This is a genomic window from Bacillus sp. GbtcB14 (genome assembly GCF_019091205.1).
GTDB classification, from domain to species: Bacteria; Bacillota; Bacilli; order Bacillales; family Bacillaceae_G; genus Bacillus_A; species Bacillus_A cereus_AG.
In genome coordinates this window covers 47,918-66,746 of sequence record NZ_JAGXJT010000002.1, presented here as the reverse complement: position 1 = coordinate 66,746, position 18,829 = coordinate 47,918, and the positions used below count along the sequence as shown (strand labels likewise).

Below are 18,829 nucleotides of genomic sequence, written 5' to 3'. Positions count from 1 at the left end.
TAACTTGAAAACAAAGGGGAGAAATAATGATGAAACTAGTTGTTATTAACGGTACACCAAGAAAATTCGGTAGAACTCGCGTAGTGGCAAAATATATTGCAGATCAATTTGAAGGGGAATTTTATGATTTAGCGATAGAAGAGTTACCATTATATAACGGAGAAGAATCACAACGTGAATTAGAAGCGGTAAAAAAATTAAAGGCGTTAGTGAAAGCTGCTGATGGGGTAGTACTATGTACACCTGAATATCATAATGCAATGAGTGGGGCATTGAAAAATTCGTTAGATTACTTAAGTAGCAGTGAATTTGTTCATAAACCTGTCGCATTATTAGCAATTGCTGGAGGCGGTAAAGGTGGAATTAACGCATTAAACAGTATGCGCACTGTTGCTAGAGGGGTATATGCAAATGCAATCCCAAAACAAGTTGTGCTTGATGGACTTCATGTACAAGACGGTGAACTGGGAGAAGATGCAAAACCATTAATTCATGATTTAGTTAAAGAATTAAAAGCATATATGAGCGTATATAAAGAGGTGAAAAAACAACTAGGAGTTGAGTGATATGCCATCTCTGTATAGAGATTCACGCTTGTATTTCATTCTGGGGGCCAATAGTCTATCAGCTATTGGTTCTGGAATTGTAATGATAACGATTCCGTGGTTGTTAATTAAAGAAAGTGGAGGGGAGACAACGTTTGGCTATGTTTCCATCATATCAACTCTAATTATGTTTTTATTAACGCCGTTTATTGGGCAAAGTATTGATCGCTTCTCAAGAAAATCTTTATTGTTATGTAACGAAGGAATCGGGATAGCCGTAATCGGAATAATGGTTATATGGGGATTTGCTGGGCAATCTTATTATTCTATTCACTATATTCTTATTTATATAGCAGGATCTTTTTACTATCTGTTATTTTATCCTACAATTTTTGCATTTAACCAAGAAATTTTTCAAGCTGAACATTATAAAAGTTTAAGTGGGACGATGGAAATACAAGGACAGTTAACACAAGTTATTTCAGGAGCAGCCGCGAGCTTCCTAATTGAAATTGTGTCTTTGAAGTGGATTTTGTTAGTAGATATGTTAACTTTTGTAGGAGCATTTTTCCTGTTCTTATGTATACCATATGTAAAGAAAAAGGAAGTAAAAAAGAAAGGAACATTTAAGAAGCAATTGTTCGAAGGAATTCACTTTATGAAAAAACGTCCTAAGCTCTTTTGGTTCTTACTTGCCACTTATATGCCGTTTATCGGTGTCATGATGGCAAATTATTTAATACCAGTTTATATTTCGGATATACTCAAAGCTAATGCCTCTGTATATGCAATAGAGGGCATGATGTACGGTGTCGGAGCGGTTGTTGCAGGAATCTGCATACCACTCATAATGAAATATGTGAAAACAGAAGTTTCAATCGTTATGACGATGTTCATTTATGTAATTTCAATTACCGCAATGATTATTGAACCTTCCGTAATGTTGTTATATGGACTTGCAATTTTTCATGCGATTGGAAATGCGGGTACAAGAGTAGCGAGAAATGTATTGATGATGGAGGAAATTCCAAACGAAGTAATGGGACGTGTAGACAGCTTATTTCGATTAATTGGTACAGGAATACGAATTGTATTATTAATGCTGTTTACAGCTGGTGTATCTAAAGCTGGGGTAATGCTTCCTTTTTACGTATTAAGCTGCATATTGATCTTTTCATTAGGAATTGCTATTTATTATGTACTTTCACAACGTAAAGTAGGGACGAACGTTTCTAATAAATCAATCGTATAAAAAGTACTTCTGCCTTCCTATCTTTTTCTATATAATATAAAGAAAGGGAGTGCAAACTTATTTATGAACAAATGGATCTTGCTTATAATCTTATTATTACCACCACTATACATTCTTTATATGACGTTTCGAATGAAGAATGTTGCTCGTGAAAAATTGAGTAATCACTCTCCGTACGTTCTTATATTAGGCGCGAAGTTATTTGGAGATAGACCGTCTGTATCTCTTCAAAACCGTTTGGATGTAGCGTTGGAATATTTATATTCCCATCCTGAAGCGAAAGTAATTGTTTCAGGTGGTCAAGGGGAAGATGAAGATATACCGGAAGCTCATAGTATGAGAAACTATTTAATGGTACATGGTATAGATGAGAGTCGTATTTTAATAGAAGATCAATCTACAAATACGTATGAGAATGTAAAGTTTAGCATGGATTTATATGATGTGAAACATGCGGTAGTTGTAAGTAATACGTATCATTTATATAGAACGAAAATAATTGCAAAGCGTTTAGGTATGAAGATGGAGGCGCTAGCTGCTGAAACACCAATGCGCTCTAAGAAAAAAATGTATGTACGTGAATATGCTGCAATAATGAAAACCATATTGTTCGACCGTTAGAGCTCAAATGTGAGCTCTTTTTTTGTACAATAATGCGTATCATTTGAAATGAATTCCATATTCCATCAAAATAAAGGAAACAACATTAAAGGAGTTGTATTTGTGATTCAATTTAATCATGTGTCAAAAGCGTATGAAGATGGCACGAAAGCAGTGGATTCATTGCATTTAGAAATTAAAAAGGGAGAATTTTTTGTTCTCATTGGTCCGAGTGGTTGCGGGAAAACAACGACAATGAAAATGATCAACCGTTTAATTGAAACGACTGAAGGATCTATTTTAATCGATGGAAAAGATATTCAACAATATAATATTAATGAATTGCGTTGGAATATAGGATACGTATTACAGCAAATCGCTTTGTTTCCGCATATGACAATTGCCGAAAATATTGCAGTTGTTCCTGAAATGAGAAAATGGAGTAAAGAAAAAATAAAAGCTCGTGTCGATGAGTTACTACAGATGGTTGGGCTAGATCCAGACGTATATCGCGATCGTATGCCGGATGAATTGTCAGGAGGGCAAAAGCAGCGCGTTGGTGTCGTAAGGGCATTAGCCGCAAATCCGAAAATCGTTCTTATGGACGAACCGTTTAGTGCGTTAGATCCGTTAAGTAGGGAACAACTTCAGAAGGATATCGTACAACTGCAAAAAAAGATTCAAAAAACAATTGTATTCGTAACACATGATATGCAAGAAGCATTATCGCTTGGAGATCGCATTTGTATTATGAAAGAAGGAAAAGTTGTCCAATTAGATACACCAGAAGGAATTATACATAATCCGAAAAATGAATTTGTAGAGGAGTTCATTGGAAATCGTGGACGACCTTGGTATGAGGGGAAAAGTATAGAAGATGTATTGCCACTTGATGAAAGTATGCGGATAGAAGGGGATGCACTATCATTACATTCTTCTTTACAAGAAGCATTAGTTCGTGTGCGAGCTGACGAAGTCGTTCCAGTTGAAGAAAATGGTCAATATGTTGGAGCTTTAACAAGTCGTCATATTGTCAATTATATTGTTGAACAAATGAAGGAAAGAGGCTAAACAGTGACTGATTTTATACAAACGTTCCAAGAACGAAAAATAGAATTACTAACTGCATTAAGTGAGCATTTACAAATATCACTTATTTCATTATTTTTTGCAGTAATTATTGCAGTACCGCTTGGCATTTTATTAACGAGAAAAGAACGAATGGCTGAGTTTATTATAGGAACTTCTGCAGTTATGCAGACGGTCCCATCACTGGCATTACTCGGACTTTTAATTCCATTAGTAGGAATTGGAAAACTTCCAGCCATTATTGCATTAGTTGTGTATGCACTATTACCTATTTTACGAAATACATATACAGGAATAAGGGAGTTGGATGAATCTTTAATCGAAGCAGCGAGAGCTATGGGGATGAATAGCTGGAGAAGACTGTGGAAGGTAGAGCTCCCTCTTGCATTACCAATTATTATGGCCGGTATTCGTACGGCGATGGTATTAATTGTTGGAACGGCTACATTAGCAGCTCTTATAGGTGCTGGTGGGCTCGGTAAACTCATATTACTTGGTATCGATCGAAATGATCATGCGCTTATCATTTTAGGGGCCGTACCAGCCGCGTTACTCGCTTTATTCTTTGATGTAGTACTTCGAGTACTTGAGAGTCCCAAACGCTCTTCTAAGCGTGTTATATTGACGATATGTATTGTTTGTATAATGATTGCTTCTCCATTTCTTTGGAATACACAAAAGAAAGATATTGTTATTGCTGGCAAACTTGGATCAGAACCTGAAATTTTAATTCAAATGTATAAGCAGCTTATTGAACAAGATACCGATTTACACGTAGAATTAAAACCAGGTCTTGGAAAAACAGCATTTGTATTTGAAGCATTGAAATCAGGTGAAGTAGATATATACCCTGAATTTTCGGGAACAGCTTTATCTACTTTCGTGAAAGAAGAGCCAAAAAGTACAAATCGGGATGAAGTATATGAGCAAGCTCGCGCTGGAATGGAAAAGAAATATAATATGGTGATGTTGAAGCCGATGGAGTATAACAATACATATGCACTAGCTATGCCGAAAAAAATAGCAGATCTAAATAACATAAATACAATTTCTGATTTAGGAAAAATTGCACAGGATGCGAAAGTAGGATTCACATTAGAATTTGCTGATCGTGAAGACGGTTATAAAGGAATGCAAAAATTATATAACTATAAGTTTTCAAATGTGAAAACGATGGAACCGAAACTACGTTATAGTGCAATTCAATCAGGAGATGTTAACGTAATTGATGCATATTCAACTGATAGTGAACTTGAGCAATACGGACTTAAAGTGTTAAAAGATGATAAAGGATTATTCCCACCATACCAAGGTGCACCGTTATTAAGAAAAGAGACGTTACAGAAATATCCTGAACTTGAAAAAGTATTAAATACATTATCTGGGAAGATTACAGATGAAGAAATGCGAAAAATGAATTATGAAGTAAATGTGAATGGTAAAAGTAGTGAAGAAGTAGCAAAACAATTTTTACAAAAAGAGAATTTACTTCGTTAATTTTACAAGAAATATACAAATTTATATGTATGAAATGACCGTTCATTACAAAATGAACGGTTTTTTTGTGCATACTTATACATTTTTTCAAAAAAGTATTCCATTTTTCTTCATTTTCTTTTAGAATAAGTAATGTTTTCCTGAAAAAATATAAGAGAAACGTCTATTAGAGAAAAAGGTGACTTTAATAGTTGAACGAACATAACACCTAGAATGACAGATGGGGTGGTACAAATAGAAAAGAAGTTAGGTTTTTTTCCATTAATTGCATTAGTAGTCGGAACAATGGTTGGTGGCGGTGTTTTTAGTTTACCGCATGATTTAGCAGTAGGAGCAAATAGTGGCTCTATAATAATTGGTTGGTGTATTACAGCGATGGGAATGATTCCACTCGCGCTCGTATATCAAACGTTAGCAAGACAAAAACCGGAGCTTGAGGGCGGAATTTATAGTTATGCACGTGCTGGTTTCGGAGAATATATCGGATTTAACAGCGCTTGGGGATATTGGCTAGCAGGAATTTTAGGAAACGTTGCAACAATCATGTTACTGTTTAGTACATTAGGTTATTTCTTCCCTATTTTTAAAGGAGGAAATAATGTTGCATCTATCGTAGGAGCATCACTTTTATTATGGACACTTCATTTTCTAATTTTATTTGGAATTCGTGAAGCATCTATTATGAATGTTATTGCAACGATAGGGAAATTGGTTCCAATCGTATTATTTATTGTTGTAATGGTAACAGCGTTTCGCTGGGATACGTTTACACATGATTTTTGGGGAGAAGGAACTATATCAGTTTCCTCTATACTCGGTCAAGTGAAAAATACAATGCTTGTAACTCTTTGGGTTTTCATTGGGGTTGAAGGAGCGGTTGTTTTATCTGGTAGAGCGAAAAATAGCCGAGATGTTGGTAAAGCGACAGTACTTGGACTTATTTTAGTAATGTCTATTTATATTTTAATTTCTGTCTTGTCAATGGGAGCGATGACAAGAGGAGAGCTTTCCGTATTAGAAACTCCGTCAATGGGACATGTATTAGAGCATGTTGTTGGGACATGGGGCGCAGTTGCGATTAACATCGGGTTAGTTGCTTCACTTGTAGGTACATTAATAGGCTGGTTTTTACTTGTTTCTGAAATTTCCCACGTAGCAGGAAAAGATGGCGTGTTTCCGAAAGTCTTTACGAAAACAAATAAAAAACAAACGCCACATATGGCATTATGGATCTCAAATGGCGTTGCCCAAATTATATTTATAATCGTTCTGTTTTCAGAATCAACATATCAAATTATGTATTTCATAGCGTCAACATCAATTTTAGTACCATATTTATTATCAGCGTTATTCCAATTCAAATTAGTTATTACAAACGAACTAAAAGATGCAAAAGTAAAAAATGGCTCGTTAGCTTTAATGGCTTCTATTTATTCTGTATGGCTTCTATATGCAGCAGGTTTGAAAAATTTATTACTTGTTTCAATCGTATATGGAATCGGGATTATTGTTTACATGTATGCAAGAAAAGAAAAAGGAAATCGTTGTTTTAGAGGTATTGAGAGATATGTAATGTGGGCAATTGTTATTGCAGCTATCACATCAATCTATATGTTATTGACTGGAAATATAAAAATGTAAAAGTCCTTTTAAATAAAGGGCTTTTTTCTTTGTCTAGAGAATATTTAATACATAAGATATTCAGGAGGGATGAAAATGGAAGAAAAAGAACAGTTAACCAGAATTGTTGATTTAGCGAGTGAAGTAAGGAAAGTATTAGTGCAAGAATCCTTTTTTAATCATCATCCTGAACTACGAGGAGTAATTGAAAATTTAGCGAGTGCTGTAGAGAATTTGGCGGAATTACAGCAAAATACAGATGAAAACGCTGAAGATCGATTACGATATGTACTTGCTAAAATGAAAATTGCACATAATGCCATTTTACAAGAGAAAAAAGCATTTCCATCTCATTAATATACGTTTTCATTATGAACCTGGCGGATAACGTCAGGTTTTTTGTTTCTAGTTTTTCGTTTCTTTCATACACTAAGAATAGTATGAAAAAAAGAAGGTGACGAAGGTGAAATTACATAAAGCTCTTCAGCCAAGTTTTATAAAAAGAATGTACTATATGAGGTTTGTCGGAAAGTTCACAAAAGCAGAGAGAGAAAAGAATGGAGAGAACTTCTTTGTACAATGCCTATCGCCAATACCATTCACGTTACAAGAGCAATTAAAAAATGAACCATATGTATTTGAAGGTTTATGTAGCAATAAAAAGAATGAAAAAGTCTTTTCGGAATTAAAGAAACGAAAATTAGAAAAGCAACTGGTTATGTTTCGTCTCTATTACGAGAGAGGACATATATATGTGGAGTTAATTTATGCAGAAGAACCGCGAGAAATAGCAAATGGCTATAAAATGATTCCAGTACCTAAAGTTTCCGAATACAAAAAAGGAGAGTCTTTAGAAAGAAAACTTGGAAATGGCTATTTGTCATTTCTAATGCCAAAATATCCGAAAGACTTTGAGCCTCCTGAATTATTGTGGCACGATGGAAGGTTATATGGAAATATATCTTTAAAGTCATCATCAATTAGTTCAATTGCCTATTTTGAACAGCAGCGAGAATGTAAGTATATAGACTTTAATGACTGGGGGAAGCATGTAGAAATAGCGGTAGAAGATCAATTGTATTTTGTAAGTAATCACATGTATGAGCAATTAAAAAAACGAATGACTGAAGAAGGTAAGCGTGTAGAAGTAGAGGAAATAAAAGTGCACAAGGATGAATGGGAATGGGATGAGCGTGAATCCGTCTTTTTACAGTATGTAAAAAGTTTTGTACGTAATAAAGGGCTATATTTGGATGAAACGGACATTTATAATTTCCATATAAGTGCGAAAACAAATATGTTGACGATTCTAGGTGGTATACCAGGCGCTGGGAAATCCCGATTTGTGCAAGCTTATGCAGAAGCACTTGGATTACAGTATGGGGAAGAATTGGTTTGGATTCCGATTTCACCATCGTATCAAGAACCACATGATTTACTTGGTTACCTTCACCCAAATGGTACTTTTATTGAAAGTGAAACAAAATTAGTTAGGGCGTTAATGAAGGCAAAAGAAAATCAAAATCAGCTATATATAATCGTTTTTGATGAAATGAATATGTCACATATTGAGCATTGGTTTACTCCATTTCTATCTGTTCTTCAACTTGAAAAGCAAAACCGTATTCTAAATTTGTATGAAGGTGTACAAGAAAAAGAAAATCCAATTCCATCAACAATTGAAATTGGTGAAAATATTATATTTGTAGGTACAGTAAATTTTGATGAAACAACGAAAGAGCTCTCAGATCGATTATTAGATCGGACGAATTTAATAACGTTACAAAAGATTCCGTTTTGTGAGATGTGTATGGAACAAGAGAAAATTGTATTACAACCACCTCTGAAAGTAACTGCAGGAGAATTTCGTATAAGCTGGGTCAGAAATAAAGCGATGATTGAGGTGTTTTCTGAAGAAGAGTTAGAACTATTAGATAAGTTACATGTTGTATTGTCATCACACGATATGTCAAAAGGAATTTCATTTCGATGTGCAAACGCAATAGCTACTTATTTGCAAAATATACCGTTTCAAAATAATCATGCCTATATGATTAGTAGAGAAGAAGGATTTGATTTACAAATCAAGCAGCGTGTATTGACGAAAATAAGAGGAACAGAAATGATGGTTGGGTCTTTACTTTCTGAAGACGTAAAAAGGGGGGCAACATTACTACCTCTTTTGCAATCGCCACTTGCAAACAGAGTATCTACATTTGAACACTCTTTAGCATATATAAGAGAAAAGCGTAGAGAACTGGAGTTGTATGGCTATGCAAAATGAAGGGCGATACGAAACAGAAATCGTTGATACGAAAGAAACACTCCCTTTTGTATTAAAGTTAATCATTGGAACTGAGGCAAAAGGGGAATATATTTTATTAAATCGTCTTTGTACATCTACTACAGCATTAGTTCAATGTATTTATAAAGTACAAGAATTAAAACCAATCAGATTGCATTACCATTATGAAAGTCCAATGAATATTACTTTTATATGGAATAAAGTATATGAGGGACAGAAAAATATAAAAGAGTCAAAATATGAAATAAATGAAAAAAAACAAAAGGTATTAATATATGAACATGGAAAAACGGAATTCTTTTATCCATGGCGTTGTGGCTTATATCATTTTGAAGTGAATATAGAAGATAAAACGTATTATGGCGCTTTTCAAGTCGTTCCCAAAAATTTTTTTGATGATCAATTTGAAATGATTCAAAACTATGTAAAGTCAATATTAAATGAGTTGATTTTAGATAGAGGTTATTATAAAAAGACTTTCTCTGCACTCAGTGATATTGAAGATTCTTCTTATCTAGTGTTACTTAGAAAGTTGCCACAAAAAATGAAAAAGATAAAGCAAATTTTTAAGAAAATAGAATCAAGTTCAAAATTTATACATGAATATAAATGGGAAGAAAAAGAGCGGAAAGCAACGAGAAAAGGAGCCATAGTGGCAGAAAGAAAACCGTATGCAAAATATTATAATCGTAAGTTTATAGAACAAAAAAATAGTAAGGAAAATGCATTTCTTAAATTTAAAGCGATGCAATTTTATTTCTATTTACTTGAAGCTGAAAGTTTTTTACGTCAAACAATTGAAATATTAGAAAGAGCAAAAAAGAAGAAATCAGAAGAGTTTCAAGCTGTAAAAACGATTATACAAACAATTGAGCGTAATGGATCAGTGACGGATAGAGAGAAACAAAAATATAAAAATATACATTTACTAAAAGAGGCGGACTTACGAAAAAGTTCCATGAAGATACAAGAATATAAAATATTAGCGCATTTTGTACATGATAGTGTACAATATTTTCAAACTTTAATGCATTCTCCATTTTGGAGAGAAGTTGTTGAAACGGTTAACATGAACTCACATAATTTACCGATACCACATCAACAACTACTACAGCATTTAGATGTACTTCCACAATATACAGATCAATCTCCATCATTATTATTTGTTTATAAGCCAACATTTTTAGTGTATGAATATTACGCTTTTTTTATCGTTATTTCCATGTTAGAGCAAATGGGTTTTGAGGCGAAAAATTCCATTCGTGAACAAATCCAAGAACATTTTTATGTAGATGGATTACAGGATGGAACGACAGTAGTTGTACATCGAGATGATATTAGAGTACATGTCGCATTTAATGATTTAATTGAAACACATCCGCTTATTGCTTTAAGTAAAGGGAGTAATTTTTATAATGGAGAAGACACGAAGAAGCCAGATATTCGCTTAGATTGTTATGTAAAAGAAGAGGGGAAATATGTATACCAATCTTCTATTATTATTGAAGTCAAGTATAGCCCCATGTACAATATTTTTCAGCACGTTGGAAATACGAAAGCAACTGAGCAAATGTATAAGTATTGGTCTATAAAATATGTAGAAGAACAGAATGGAAAGCGAGTCTATTATAGAAGGGCCATTTATGAAGTCATTTGTGTATATCCAGGAAGTCATATGCATAGTAAAAAAATTGAGTCTGGATGTGGTGTGTTCTTGCAATTATATCCATATAAAACGAAACAAGGGGAAGAGAAATTAGCTGGAAAACATGGAATGGTACAAATTTTTGAGAAGTGGTTAAAAAGCATGAAGAAGTAAAAGAAATCCTTTTTTATAAAGGATTTCTTTAGATTAAGAAGAATTATATGCTGTAGGGAAGACAGCTTCATGCGATTTGAATTTGAAAGTAATATAAATATGTTGTTAGAAGAACGGTACATGAGAGATAAAAGACGATTAAGATGGAATTTAATTCGTTTTACAGAATATAATAAGTCATAAATATTTTTAGTTGCATACGAAGATTTGTTCTTATATGATAGATAGTGAAAGCGTTGTCAAAAACAGAGCGGCGATGGGAAAGGCGGGTAAATATGTTCCAGCGTGTTCAAACAAAGGAAGAACATTTTTGGTTCGAGCAACTATGGGGAGATTTTTGTGAAGAAAGAAACTTAATGTTTGTAGAACGTAATTTAAATCCATCACGATTTTTATTAATAGAAGATGAACATCATATCGGTACAGTAGAATGTATTAAGTATACGGAACCAGAGCAATCAAATTCTGAGTTTTTCTATCCGTTTTCTAAAAATGATTTAGTGAAAGATTTGAAAAATGTGTATGAAATAGGCAAGTTAAGTATTGCGAAAACGTCTCGTGGGAGAGGACACTTCAAAAGACTAACAGCTATTTTATTTATGCATGCATTAGAAACGAAAGCAGAATGGTATATTGCAGCAGTTACAAAAAGAATGTATATGTATTTATTAACACTCGGTTTCCCAATTGAACCGATAGATAAGCCATTTCAGTTTCATGATACTTTACAAGGTGTACCAGTACGAATTCATGCCCGAAAAGGGGCTACGCATTTGTATTCTTTAAAGGAATTTCGAGATGTGATTCAAGGGAATGCTCATGCACAGGCATTAATTGCAGAATACAGTAAAAACATTATGTTAACAAAATAAAGCGGAATGAATATGTATAATAAAGAGAATGCTATTTTAATATGAAATCATTCTTCATGAAAAAAAGACCCTTATTATTTTAATAAGGGTCTAAAATTTATAATCCAAATATACTAAAAATCATTTTGCGGCGCTTCGGTTTCTTTTCACGTTCATATGTTGGTTTAGTATCGGGAGTGATATATATTGGTTCTTCTTTCTTGAGGGCAGCTTCTAGCTTTTGAATTCGCTCTAACATTTCCTCCATTTCACGGCGATGTTGTAAAAGTTGGTACGTAACTACATCATTTGCCTTATCTTGCATTTGTTCTTCCATTCGATCTAGCCTTCTCGTAATAGTGTTTAATTGAGCTGCTAATTGCTCAAATTCATGTGATGATTTGTTTTGAACAATTGTATTTATTTGAGTTTTTAATTCTTCAACATCATTTGATGATGTTTTTTGAGTAGGGTGAGAGTTTTGAGACTGCTCTATTTGTGAGAGATGGAATTCTAACATTTGATCTAAATCTCCTTGTGTGAAAATAAAATGACCATATTTATTTTTTTCTATCGTAAGATTTAATTGTTGTGCAATCCGGACAACAGCCTTTGGGCTAACACCTAATTTTTTTGCGATAAATGGTGTTTTATATTCCAAAATAATCCCTCCTATATATATCCTGTTAAATGATTTCGATCTATGAAGGAAGTTCCCTTCTAGTGTGACAAAAGAAGTGTGGAATCGGCAAAGAAAGTGTTTTTTCACGAAATGAAGCTGTGAAGAATATATCGTTTATATAAAATGTTTTATCTTAAGATTTAGAACTATTTGACTAAGGGAAATGAATTAGATTATCATAATGATAAATATCTTTTTTATGTATGCATATAATATATAAAAAGGTGGTTGCTAATGTAGAATTTTGTTAGAGTATTAGAATGCTTACTTCACTTGAATAAAATTAAGTAGGAGGTGGCTTCCTTGCTTACAATGTAAGTAAGGAGAAGTATTTGGACATATATAGTATAAGTATAGTGATTGTTTTAATTGCCTTAACGGCATTTTTCGTTGCAGCAGAATTTGCAATTGTTAAAGTGCGAAGTTCACGAATTGACTATTTAATTGCAGAAGGAAATAATCGCGCAACATCTGTCAAAACAGTCATTACAAACTTAGACGAATATTTATCTGCTTGTCAGCTAGGTATAACAGTTACAGCTCTGGGGATTGGGTGGTTTGGTAAACCTGCGTTAAAGCAAATGTTTGACACGCTTTTTGTAAATTTGAACATTTCTACTCAACTAGCAGACATTTTTGCTGTAATTTTAGTGTTTTTGTTTATTACATTTTTACATGTTGTAATAGGGGAATTGGCCCCAAAAACATTCGCGATTCAAAAAGCTGAACAAGTGAGTTTGTTTGTTGCTAAACCGTTAATTTTCTTTTATCGTATGGCGTTTCCATTTATTTGGATCCTAAATGGATCAGCCCGAATTATTACGAAGTTGTTAGGGTTGAAACCACCGAAAGGGCACGATGAGGTTCATTCAGAAGAAGAATTACGGTTGTTAGTTTCAGAAAGTTACAAAAACGGAGAGATTAATCAGTCTGAATATAAATATGTAAATAAAATTTTTGAATTTGATGATCGTATAGCGAAAGAAATAATGGTACCCCGAACTGAGATGCATATTATAAGTAAAGAAATGCCTGCTGAAGAAGCTTTGCAAAAAATGTCTCGGGAAAAATATACGAGATATCCAGTTGTAGATGGAGACAAAGATCACGTAATAGGCTTTGTAAACTTTAAAGATATTTTCACAGATTTTGTGCAGCATAATGCAGTCAGTAATAAGAAAGTAGAGCAATATATTAGGCCAATCATTTTAGTTATCGACTCTATCCCAATACACGACTTATTTTTAAAAATGCAAACAGAAAGAACGCATATTGCTATATTGATAGATGAATATGGTGGTACGTCTGGACTTGTTACAGTTGAAGACATTTTAGAAGAAATAGTGGGAGATATTCAAGATGAGTTTGATACGGATGAACAGCCAGAAATTCAACAAGTTAGTGAGACGAAAACAATACTAGAGGGAAAAGTACTTGTTAGTGAAGTGAATACGTTATTAGGTTTAACGATTGATGATAATGGTGTTGATACAATCGGTGGTTGGATTTTAACGAAGAATATAGAAATTGCTGAAGAGGATTTCATTGAAATTGAAAATTATAAGTTCTGTGTAAAAGAATTAGATGGACACTATATAAAGAGATTAGAAGTTACAAAAACTGTAGAATCAATTGTTATTTTAGAAGATGAAAAACAAATTCCATTTCAAGAACAAATTAGTTCGTAGACTCTGCTATATGGCAGGGTTTTTTTGAGCATAATGTTTTTGGCAGAATAAGGGCTATGATACAATGACATAAGTCAGACCTTTCACTAGGTGAAATATTATTGTATGCATATGTTTGGAAGGAGAAGAATTATGAAAAAGCATTTATATATAAATGGAGATTGGAAGCCTGTAAACATTTATAAACCATTATACGCACCATATTCTGAAGAAACGCTAGCGGAAATTGCACAAGGAACGGAAGAAGATGTACAAGAGGCTGTTACTGCTGCAAAAAATGCAATGAAAAAAATGAATACATTATCTGCATATGATCGTGCGACTATTTTAGAGAAGGTTGCACAAAAAATGGATGAAAGAAGAGAAGAATTTGCAGAGATTATTGCAAAAGAGGCTGCAAAACCAATTCGTGCTGCGAGGGGAGAAGTAGATCGTACCGTTCAGACATACAAATTTGCAGCGGAAGAAGCGAAGCGTATATACGGCGAGACACTGCCACTTGATGCAGCACCTGGTGCAGATGGGCGTATTGCATACACAATACGAAAACCAATTGGGGTTATAGGAGCTATTACACCATTTAATTTCCCATTAAATTTAGTGGCACATAAAGTCGGTCCTGCAATTGCTGCCGGAAATACAGTTGTGTTAAAACCAGCTGATCAAACGCCATTATCGTCTTACGCATTAGTTGAATTATTTGAAGAGGCAGGATTGCCAAAAGGAGCTTTAAATATTATTTCTGGTCCTGGTTCAACTGTAGGTGAGGCGATAGTTACAAATGATGATGTTGCTTCCATTACTTTTACGGGAAGTCCGAAAGTTGGAATTGGAATTAAGACAAAGGCTGGGTTAAAGCGAGTTACGTTAGAGCTAGGATCAAATGCTGCTGTTATTATTGATGAAGATGTAGAATTAACAGATGAATTAATTGAACGTGTAAAATGGGGAGCATTTGTTAATAATGGACAAGTTTGTATTTCGGTACAACGTGTTTTTGTACATGAAAAGAGAATGGATGAATTTCTTTCAAAGTTAAAGAAAGCGATGGAAACAGTTGTTATCGGGGATCCATTGCTTGAAAATACGGATGTATCGGCTTTAATTTCGAAAAAAGATGTAGAGCGTATTGAAATGTGGGTGCAAGAAGCAGTCAAGGAAGGTGCAGCTGTTTTATATGGTGGCAAGAAACATGATGCAAGGATTTTTGAACCAACTGTATTAACAAATGTTCCAGAGTATGTATCTGTTCAGTGCCAAGAAGTATTTGGTCCACTTATGACAGTAAATACATTTAAAGAATTTGATGAGGCAATAGAGCAAGTAAATAATTCACGTTACGGTCTACAAGCAGGTGTATTTACAAATAATTTGTTTAAAGCAATGCGTGCAATTGATGAGCTAGAAGTTGGTGGTGTCATGATTAATGACATTCCAACGTTTAGGGTAGATCATATGCCTTACGGTGGTGTGAAAGAAAGCGGCACGGGGCGTGAAGGAATTAAATATGCAATAGAAGAGATGACAGAAATGAAATTAGTGTGTATTAAAAAATAAAGTAGATCAAGCTTAAATATCATAATAAAAAACGAGCAGGAGATGTTTACGATTCCATACTCGTTTTTTGTTGTTTGTTTCACATTTCTCGATACGATTTCATTTAATCAAGTGTACCTTTTACTTCATTTCTTGTTTAAAAATAGCATCTTCTACATAAATTTGTTCTTTGTCAACAGCAGTACTATGGGATAATACTAAACCGATGGGTGTTTCTATGCCTTTATTTTGAACAATTGTAAAAGGAACATTTTTTTCATTTGCTAATTTAATGTATTTTGATAAATGTGGGTAAGCAATGCCACCATTTAGGAATATTTGTAATGATTGAGAAGAGCGCATACTACTAGCTACTTCAGAATATACATTACTTTGCATTACTTGACCGATAGTTAAAGCGATTTCTACACGCTCACGTAATGTAGTTAAATACATATTACGTTCTTCTGGTTTGTTCTGCTTTTGGCCATAAATGCCTTCTTGGAGATAATCTTCCACATTTTTATTTACCATATTTTTCACACCTTTCATTTTCTATTGTACGAAAGAATGAAGCAGGATGCAAAAAAAGTCGCATCGAATATTAAAAAAATTGAATAAAAAGAAGGAAAATAGAATGTATCAATCTAACCAATTAATAAAGACATTAAAAATTTTATCAACACATATTAACAAAATGTGACAATAATCTATTAACGAATCGTACTTTTTGTGTTAATATTCAAAATATAAAGGGTGTTCGTCGTATGGAAATGGAGGGAATGGGGGTTTTTCCAATCGATAAGGATATTAAAGAAGTATTTTGTTCGCACTTGAAAAACAACAGGCACCAATTCGTTGAGAACTGGAAAAACAAAATGATAATTTCCGATAAAGATCCATTTAAACTAGAAGCAGTTCAAAATGGAGAAGATTTATTACAGTTAATTATCGAACTTACTATGGAAGAAAAAGATATAGATTATCTTCAGCCATTATGCGAGAAAATTGCTATTGAACGTGCAGGAGCAGATGCGAATATTGGAGATTTTGTTTATAATGCAAACGTGGGAAGAAATGAGCTTTTTGAAGCGATGTGTGAATTAGAGGTTAGCGCACGTGAATTGAAACCAATTATGGCTCAAATACATACTTGTTTTGACAAATTGATCTATTATACTGTTTTAAAATACTCGGAAATTATATCAAAAAATTTAGAGGAAAAACAGCAATATATTAACGAAACACATAAAGAAAGGCTGACGATTTTAGGACAAATGTCAGCTAGTTTTGTACATGAATTTCGTAACCCACTTACTTCCATTATGGGATTCGTCAAATTATTAAAGGCAGATCATCCTAGTTTATCGTATTTAGATATTATTTCGCATGAATTAGACCAATTAAATTTTCGTATTTCGCAATTTTTACTCGTATCGAAAAAAGAAATGTGGACTGAATCAGAACAATTTTGGCTTAATGATTTGTTTCAAGATATTATACAGTTCTTATATCCGAGTTTGGTCAATGCAAATGTTTCGATTGAAAAGAATTTGCCGTACCCAATTCCGCTTGTTGGTTATCGGAGTGAAGTGAGACAAGTATTTTTAAATATATTAATGAACTCAATTGACGCTCTTGAATCGATAAAAGAAGAACGAAAAATTATCGTTGATGTGTTTGAAGAAGATCAAGCAATTCGAATTGTAATAAAAAATAATGGACCAATGATTCCAGCTGAAAATGTAGAAACGATTTTTGAACCATTTGTAACTACTAAAAAGTTAGGAACTGGTATTGGCTTATTTGTATGTAAACAAATTGTAGAAAAACATAATGGGTCCATCATGTGTCGTTCAGATAACGAGTGGACAGAATTTCAAATTGTATTTCAAAAATAAACAGTCTACACCAAATGAATGGTGTAGACTGTTTTAATTCGTAAGTATAACGGCTTCTAATTTAGGATCTTTCGTTGAATAACCTAAAAGTGAAATGGTATAAATGATGTTCGGTTCGACTTTGAAATTCGGTAAAGTTAGCAAGACACTTGAATTATCTGCGAGTGAAACTTCAATATCTGCTGTACCAGGGCTAACTTCTAAAAAATCTGTAATTTGTTTAAAGAGTACATTTTCAAATAAATGATCTCCACCTTTTAAATCTACATTTACAACAGGGGTATCTGGAGAAAAATGTGCAAAACGTATTTTTGCTTGACCAGCTGGTAAATGTGTATTATCAAGCATAGGTTGTAATTGTAGATGATTGTCACTATTTATTGCGACAAAAGTATAAGTGTGATTCCCCATTATTGGTACTAAAGCTGAAAAGATGGGAGTTTCATTTCCTACAGGAACAATATCTATACGATATTTCCCTTGCACTAATGTTAAATAGGGACTAAATTGTTTAAAAGAAATATTTTTAATAATTTTTTGCCCGTTTACTAAAATGTTAACTGCAGGTATATATGAAGCAGAGTGAAAAAATCTTATGTGTGACGGTAAAGCAGCTTCTTGCGAATCTCTTTTTTCATACGCCTGTACAAGTTTTGTAAGCGTATCGTAATATTTCATATATAGTTCTACATATTTTTTCGGATTATTAAATTGATAGTAACGAGCGAGCTGTTCGTAACGTGCAGCTTCTTGTCCATATTTTTCGATTTCAGATTGAGACATGAACATTCCTCCTTTGTCATCATTAAAACTATATGCAAAGTAAGAAAGAGGTTATGCGAAAAAATTGTTTTTTGAAGGAGAAAAGTTGAAAATTAATAAAAAGTATGGCTTATGGATAAGTGTAGTTTAGGTGAAAGAGCGCTATAGTTTTCTAGAGTGTATAGCAATATATCATATATGTTTGGTGATGATGTACTGATTACAATCTATATTTCGAAATAAAAAACCTTAAGAGCGTATCAAGTGACATATCGAAAACATGTCCAAAAATCCTTAGCAAACTAGGGATTTTTTTAATAATGGGCAAATACACATACAAAGTGATAATTGTCCTACATAAATTATAAAGGAAAGGTAGTTTAAATATAAGGAAAGGAATGGAATATTGGGATGGGGATATCCCGAAAGGAATTGTGAATGGAGTTATGGACGATTTTGTGCTTTAGGATGTAGGATGAATTTTGAATTTGTAACATTATTTTTTCTATTTACGTTAGCAAGGGGAAGTATTAACCAATAAAAGAGCGTCGTGCCGAACTGATTAATGCGGTTAATCGGTTCTTTTTTTATTGTATAAAACGGAGGAGAATGTATGTGAAATATTGGTTTCTATAAAATAATTTCTATGCATTTAGTAGGATTAATTGTCGAGATTTGTTTG

General features: G+C 33.5%; 16 protein-coding genes. 13 read left to right on the top strand and 3 right to left on the bottom strand.

Annotated features, from left to right (window positions below; genetic code table 11):
* Positions 1 to 29: 29 nt before the first annotated feature.
* The 10 genes from KVT31_RS05330 to KVT31_RS05285 all read left to right on the top strand — a co-directional run bounded on the left by KVT31_RS05330 (position 30) and on the right by KVT31_RS05285 (position 11,599).
* A complete protein-coding gene (locus tag KVT31_RS05330; RefSeq protein WP_088096361.1) occupies positions 30 to 566 on the top strand; it encodes an NADPH-dependent FMN reductase in 537 nt (178 codons plus the stop codon).
* 1 nt (position 567) lies between these two features.
* Positions 568 to 1,797, top strand: coding sequence for an MFS transporter (locus tag KVT31_RS05325; protein ID WP_088096307.1), 1,230 nt, complete (start codon positions 568 to 570; stop codon positions 1,795 to 1,797).
* 63 nt (positions 1,798 to 1,860) lie between these two features.
* Entirely contained in the window at positions 1,861 to 2,418 is a 558-nt protein-coding gene (locus KVT31_RS05320; protein WP_088096308.1) for a YdcF family protein, read from the top strand.
* Between the two features lie 102 nt (positions 2,419 to 2,520).
* The gene (locus KVT31_RS05315) at positions 2,521 to 3,468 is read left to right on the top strand and encodes an ABC transporter ATP-binding protein (RefSeq protein WP_088096309.1); all 948 of its coding nucleotides are present in this window, start codon (positions 2,521 to 2,523) and stop codon (positions 3,466 to 3,468) included.
* Positions 3,469 to 3,471: 3 nt separating this feature from the next.
* Entirely contained in the window at positions 3,472 to 4,983 is a 1,512-nt protein-coding gene (locus KVT31_RS05310) for an ABC transporter permease/substrate-binding protein (protein ID WP_088096310.1), read from the top strand.
* A 213-nt stretch (positions 4,984 to 5,196) separates the two neighbouring features.
* Complete coding sequence (locus KVT31_RS05305; protein WP_088096311.1) at positions 5,197 to 6,624, top strand: basic amino acid/polyamine antiporter; 1,428 nt, start codon at positions 5,197 to 5,199, stop codon at positions 6,622 to 6,624.
* 75 nt (positions 6,625 to 6,699) lie between these two features.
* Positions 6,700 to 6,960: a hypothetical protein gene (locus KVT31_RS05300; protein ID WP_000391452.1), complete on the top strand. Its 261-nt coding sequence runs from the start codon at positions 6,700 to 6,702 to the stop codon at positions 6,958 to 6,960.
* A 106-nt stretch (positions 6,961 to 7,066) separates the two neighbouring features.
* On the top strand, positions 7,067 to 8,887 hold the full coding sequence (locus KVT31_RS05295) for an AAA family ATPase (RefSeq protein ID WP_140392447.1): 1,821 nt from the start codon (positions 7,067 to 7,069) through the stop codon (positions 8,885 to 8,887).
* Positions 8,877 to 10,727 (top strand): hypothetical protein, encoded by a 1,851-nt coding sequence (locus KVT31_RS05290; RefSeq protein WP_088096313.1) that lies wholly within the window; start codon positions 8,877 to 8,879, stop codon positions 10,725 to 10,727. Before KVT31_RS05295 ends, KVT31_RS05290 begins: the two co-directional genes overlap by 11 nt.
* A 275-nt stretch (positions 10,728 to 11,002) precedes the next feature.
* A complete protein-coding gene (locus tag KVT31_RS05285; protein ID WP_088096314.1) occupies positions 11,003 to 11,599 on the top strand; it encodes a hypothetical protein in 597 nt (198 codons plus the stop codon).
* A 97-nt stretch (positions 11,600 to 11,696) separates the two neighbouring features.
* On the opposite strand, the gene racA is transcribed toward KVT31_RS05285, so the two are convergent.
* On the bottom strand, positions 11,697 to 12,239 hold the full coding sequence (gene racA / locus KVT31_RS05280) for a chromosome-anchoring protein RacA (RefSeq protein WP_088096315.1): 543 nt from the start codon (positions 12,237 to 12,239) through the stop codon (positions 11,697 to 11,699).
* A gap of 353 nt (positions 12,240 to 12,592) precedes the next feature.
* Here racA and KVT31_RS05275 point away from each other — a divergent pair, with 353 nt between their 5' ends.
* Entirely contained in the window at positions 12,593 to 13,948 is a 1,356-nt protein-coding gene (locus KVT31_RS05275; RefSeq protein WP_088096316.1) for a hemolysin family protein, read from the top strand.
* 132 nt (positions 13,949 to 14,080) lie between these two features.
* Positions 14,081 to 15,505, top strand: coding sequence for an aldehyde dehydrogenase family protein (locus tag KVT31_RS05270; RefSeq protein ID WP_088096317.1), 1,425 nt, complete (start codon positions 14,081 to 14,083; stop codon positions 15,503 to 15,505).
* Positions 15,506 to 15,625: 120 nt separating this feature from the next.
* On the opposite strand, the gene KVT31_RS05265 is transcribed toward KVT31_RS05270, so the two are convergent.
* Positions 15,626 to 16,018: a YueI family protein gene (locus KVT31_RS05265; protein WP_000247570.1), complete on the bottom strand. Its 393-nt coding sequence runs from the start codon at positions 16,016 to 16,018 to the stop codon at positions 15,626 to 15,628.
* Positions 16,019 to 16,251: 233 nt separating this feature from the next.
* Here KVT31_RS05265 and KVT31_RS05260 point away from each other — a divergent pair, with 233 nt between their 5' ends.
* Positions 16,252 to 17,385 carry a BA2291 family sporulation histidine kinase gene (locus tag KVT31_RS05260; protein ID WP_088096318.1) on the top strand — a complete coding sequence of 378 codons (1,134 nt, stop codon included), beginning with the start codon at positions 16,252 to 16,254 and terminating at the stop codon, positions 17,383 to 17,385.
* Positions 17,386 to 17,418: 33 nt separating this feature from the next.
* Here the strand turns inward: KVT31_RS05260 and KVT31_RS05255 are convergent, their stop codons facing one another.
* Positions 17,419 to 18,168 (bottom strand): DUF4397 domain-containing protein, encoded by a 750-nt coding sequence (locus tag KVT31_RS05255; RefSeq protein WP_088096319.1) that lies wholly within the window; start codon positions 18,166 to 18,168, stop codon positions 17,419 to 17,421.
* Positions 18,169 to 18,829 lie beyond the last annotated feature (661 nt).

Coding starts and splice junctions, on each gene's coding strand:
- KVT31_RS05325 (WP_088096307.1), top strand. CDS start 568: ATGCCATCTCTGTATAGAGATTCACGCTTGTATTTCATTCTGGGGGCC.
- KVT31_RS05255 (WP_088096319.1), bottom strand. CDS start 18,168: ATGTCTCAATCTGAAATCGAAAAATATGGACAAGAAGCTGCACGTTAC.
- KVT31_RS05285 (WP_088096314.1), top strand. CDS start 11,003: ATGTTCCAGCGTGTTCAAACAAAGGAAGAACATTTTTGGTTCGAGCAA.
- KVT31_RS05330 (WP_088096361.1), top strand. CDS start 30: ATGAAACTAGTTGTTATTAACGGTACACCAAGAAAATTCGGTAGAACT.
- KVT31_RS05290 (WP_088096313.1), top strand. CDS start 8,877: ATGCAAAATGAAGGGCGATACGAAACAGAAATCGTTGATACGAAAGAA.
- KVT31_RS05305 (WP_088096311.1), top strand. CDS start 5,197: ATGACAGATGGGGTGGTACAAATAGAAAAGAAGTTAGGTTTTTTTCCA.
- KVT31_RS05265 (WP_000247570.1), bottom strand. CDS start 16,018: ATGGTAAATAAAAATGTGGAAGATTATCTCCAAGAAGGCATTTATGGC.
- KVT31_RS05260 (WP_088096318.1), top strand. CDS start 16,252: ATGGAAATGGAGGGAATGGGGGTTTTTCCAATCGATAAGGATATTAAA.
- KVT31_RS05270 (WP_088096317.1), top strand. CDS start 14,081: ATGAAAAAGCATTTATATATAAATGGAGATTGGAAGCCTGTAAACATT.
- KVT31_RS05320 (WP_088096308.1), top strand. CDS start 1,861: ATGAACAAATGGATCTTGCTTATAATCTTATTATTACCACCACTATAC.
- KVT31_RS05300 (WP_000391452.1), top strand. CDS start 6,700: ATGGAAGAAAAAGAACAGTTAACCAGAATTGTTGATTTAGCGAGTGAA.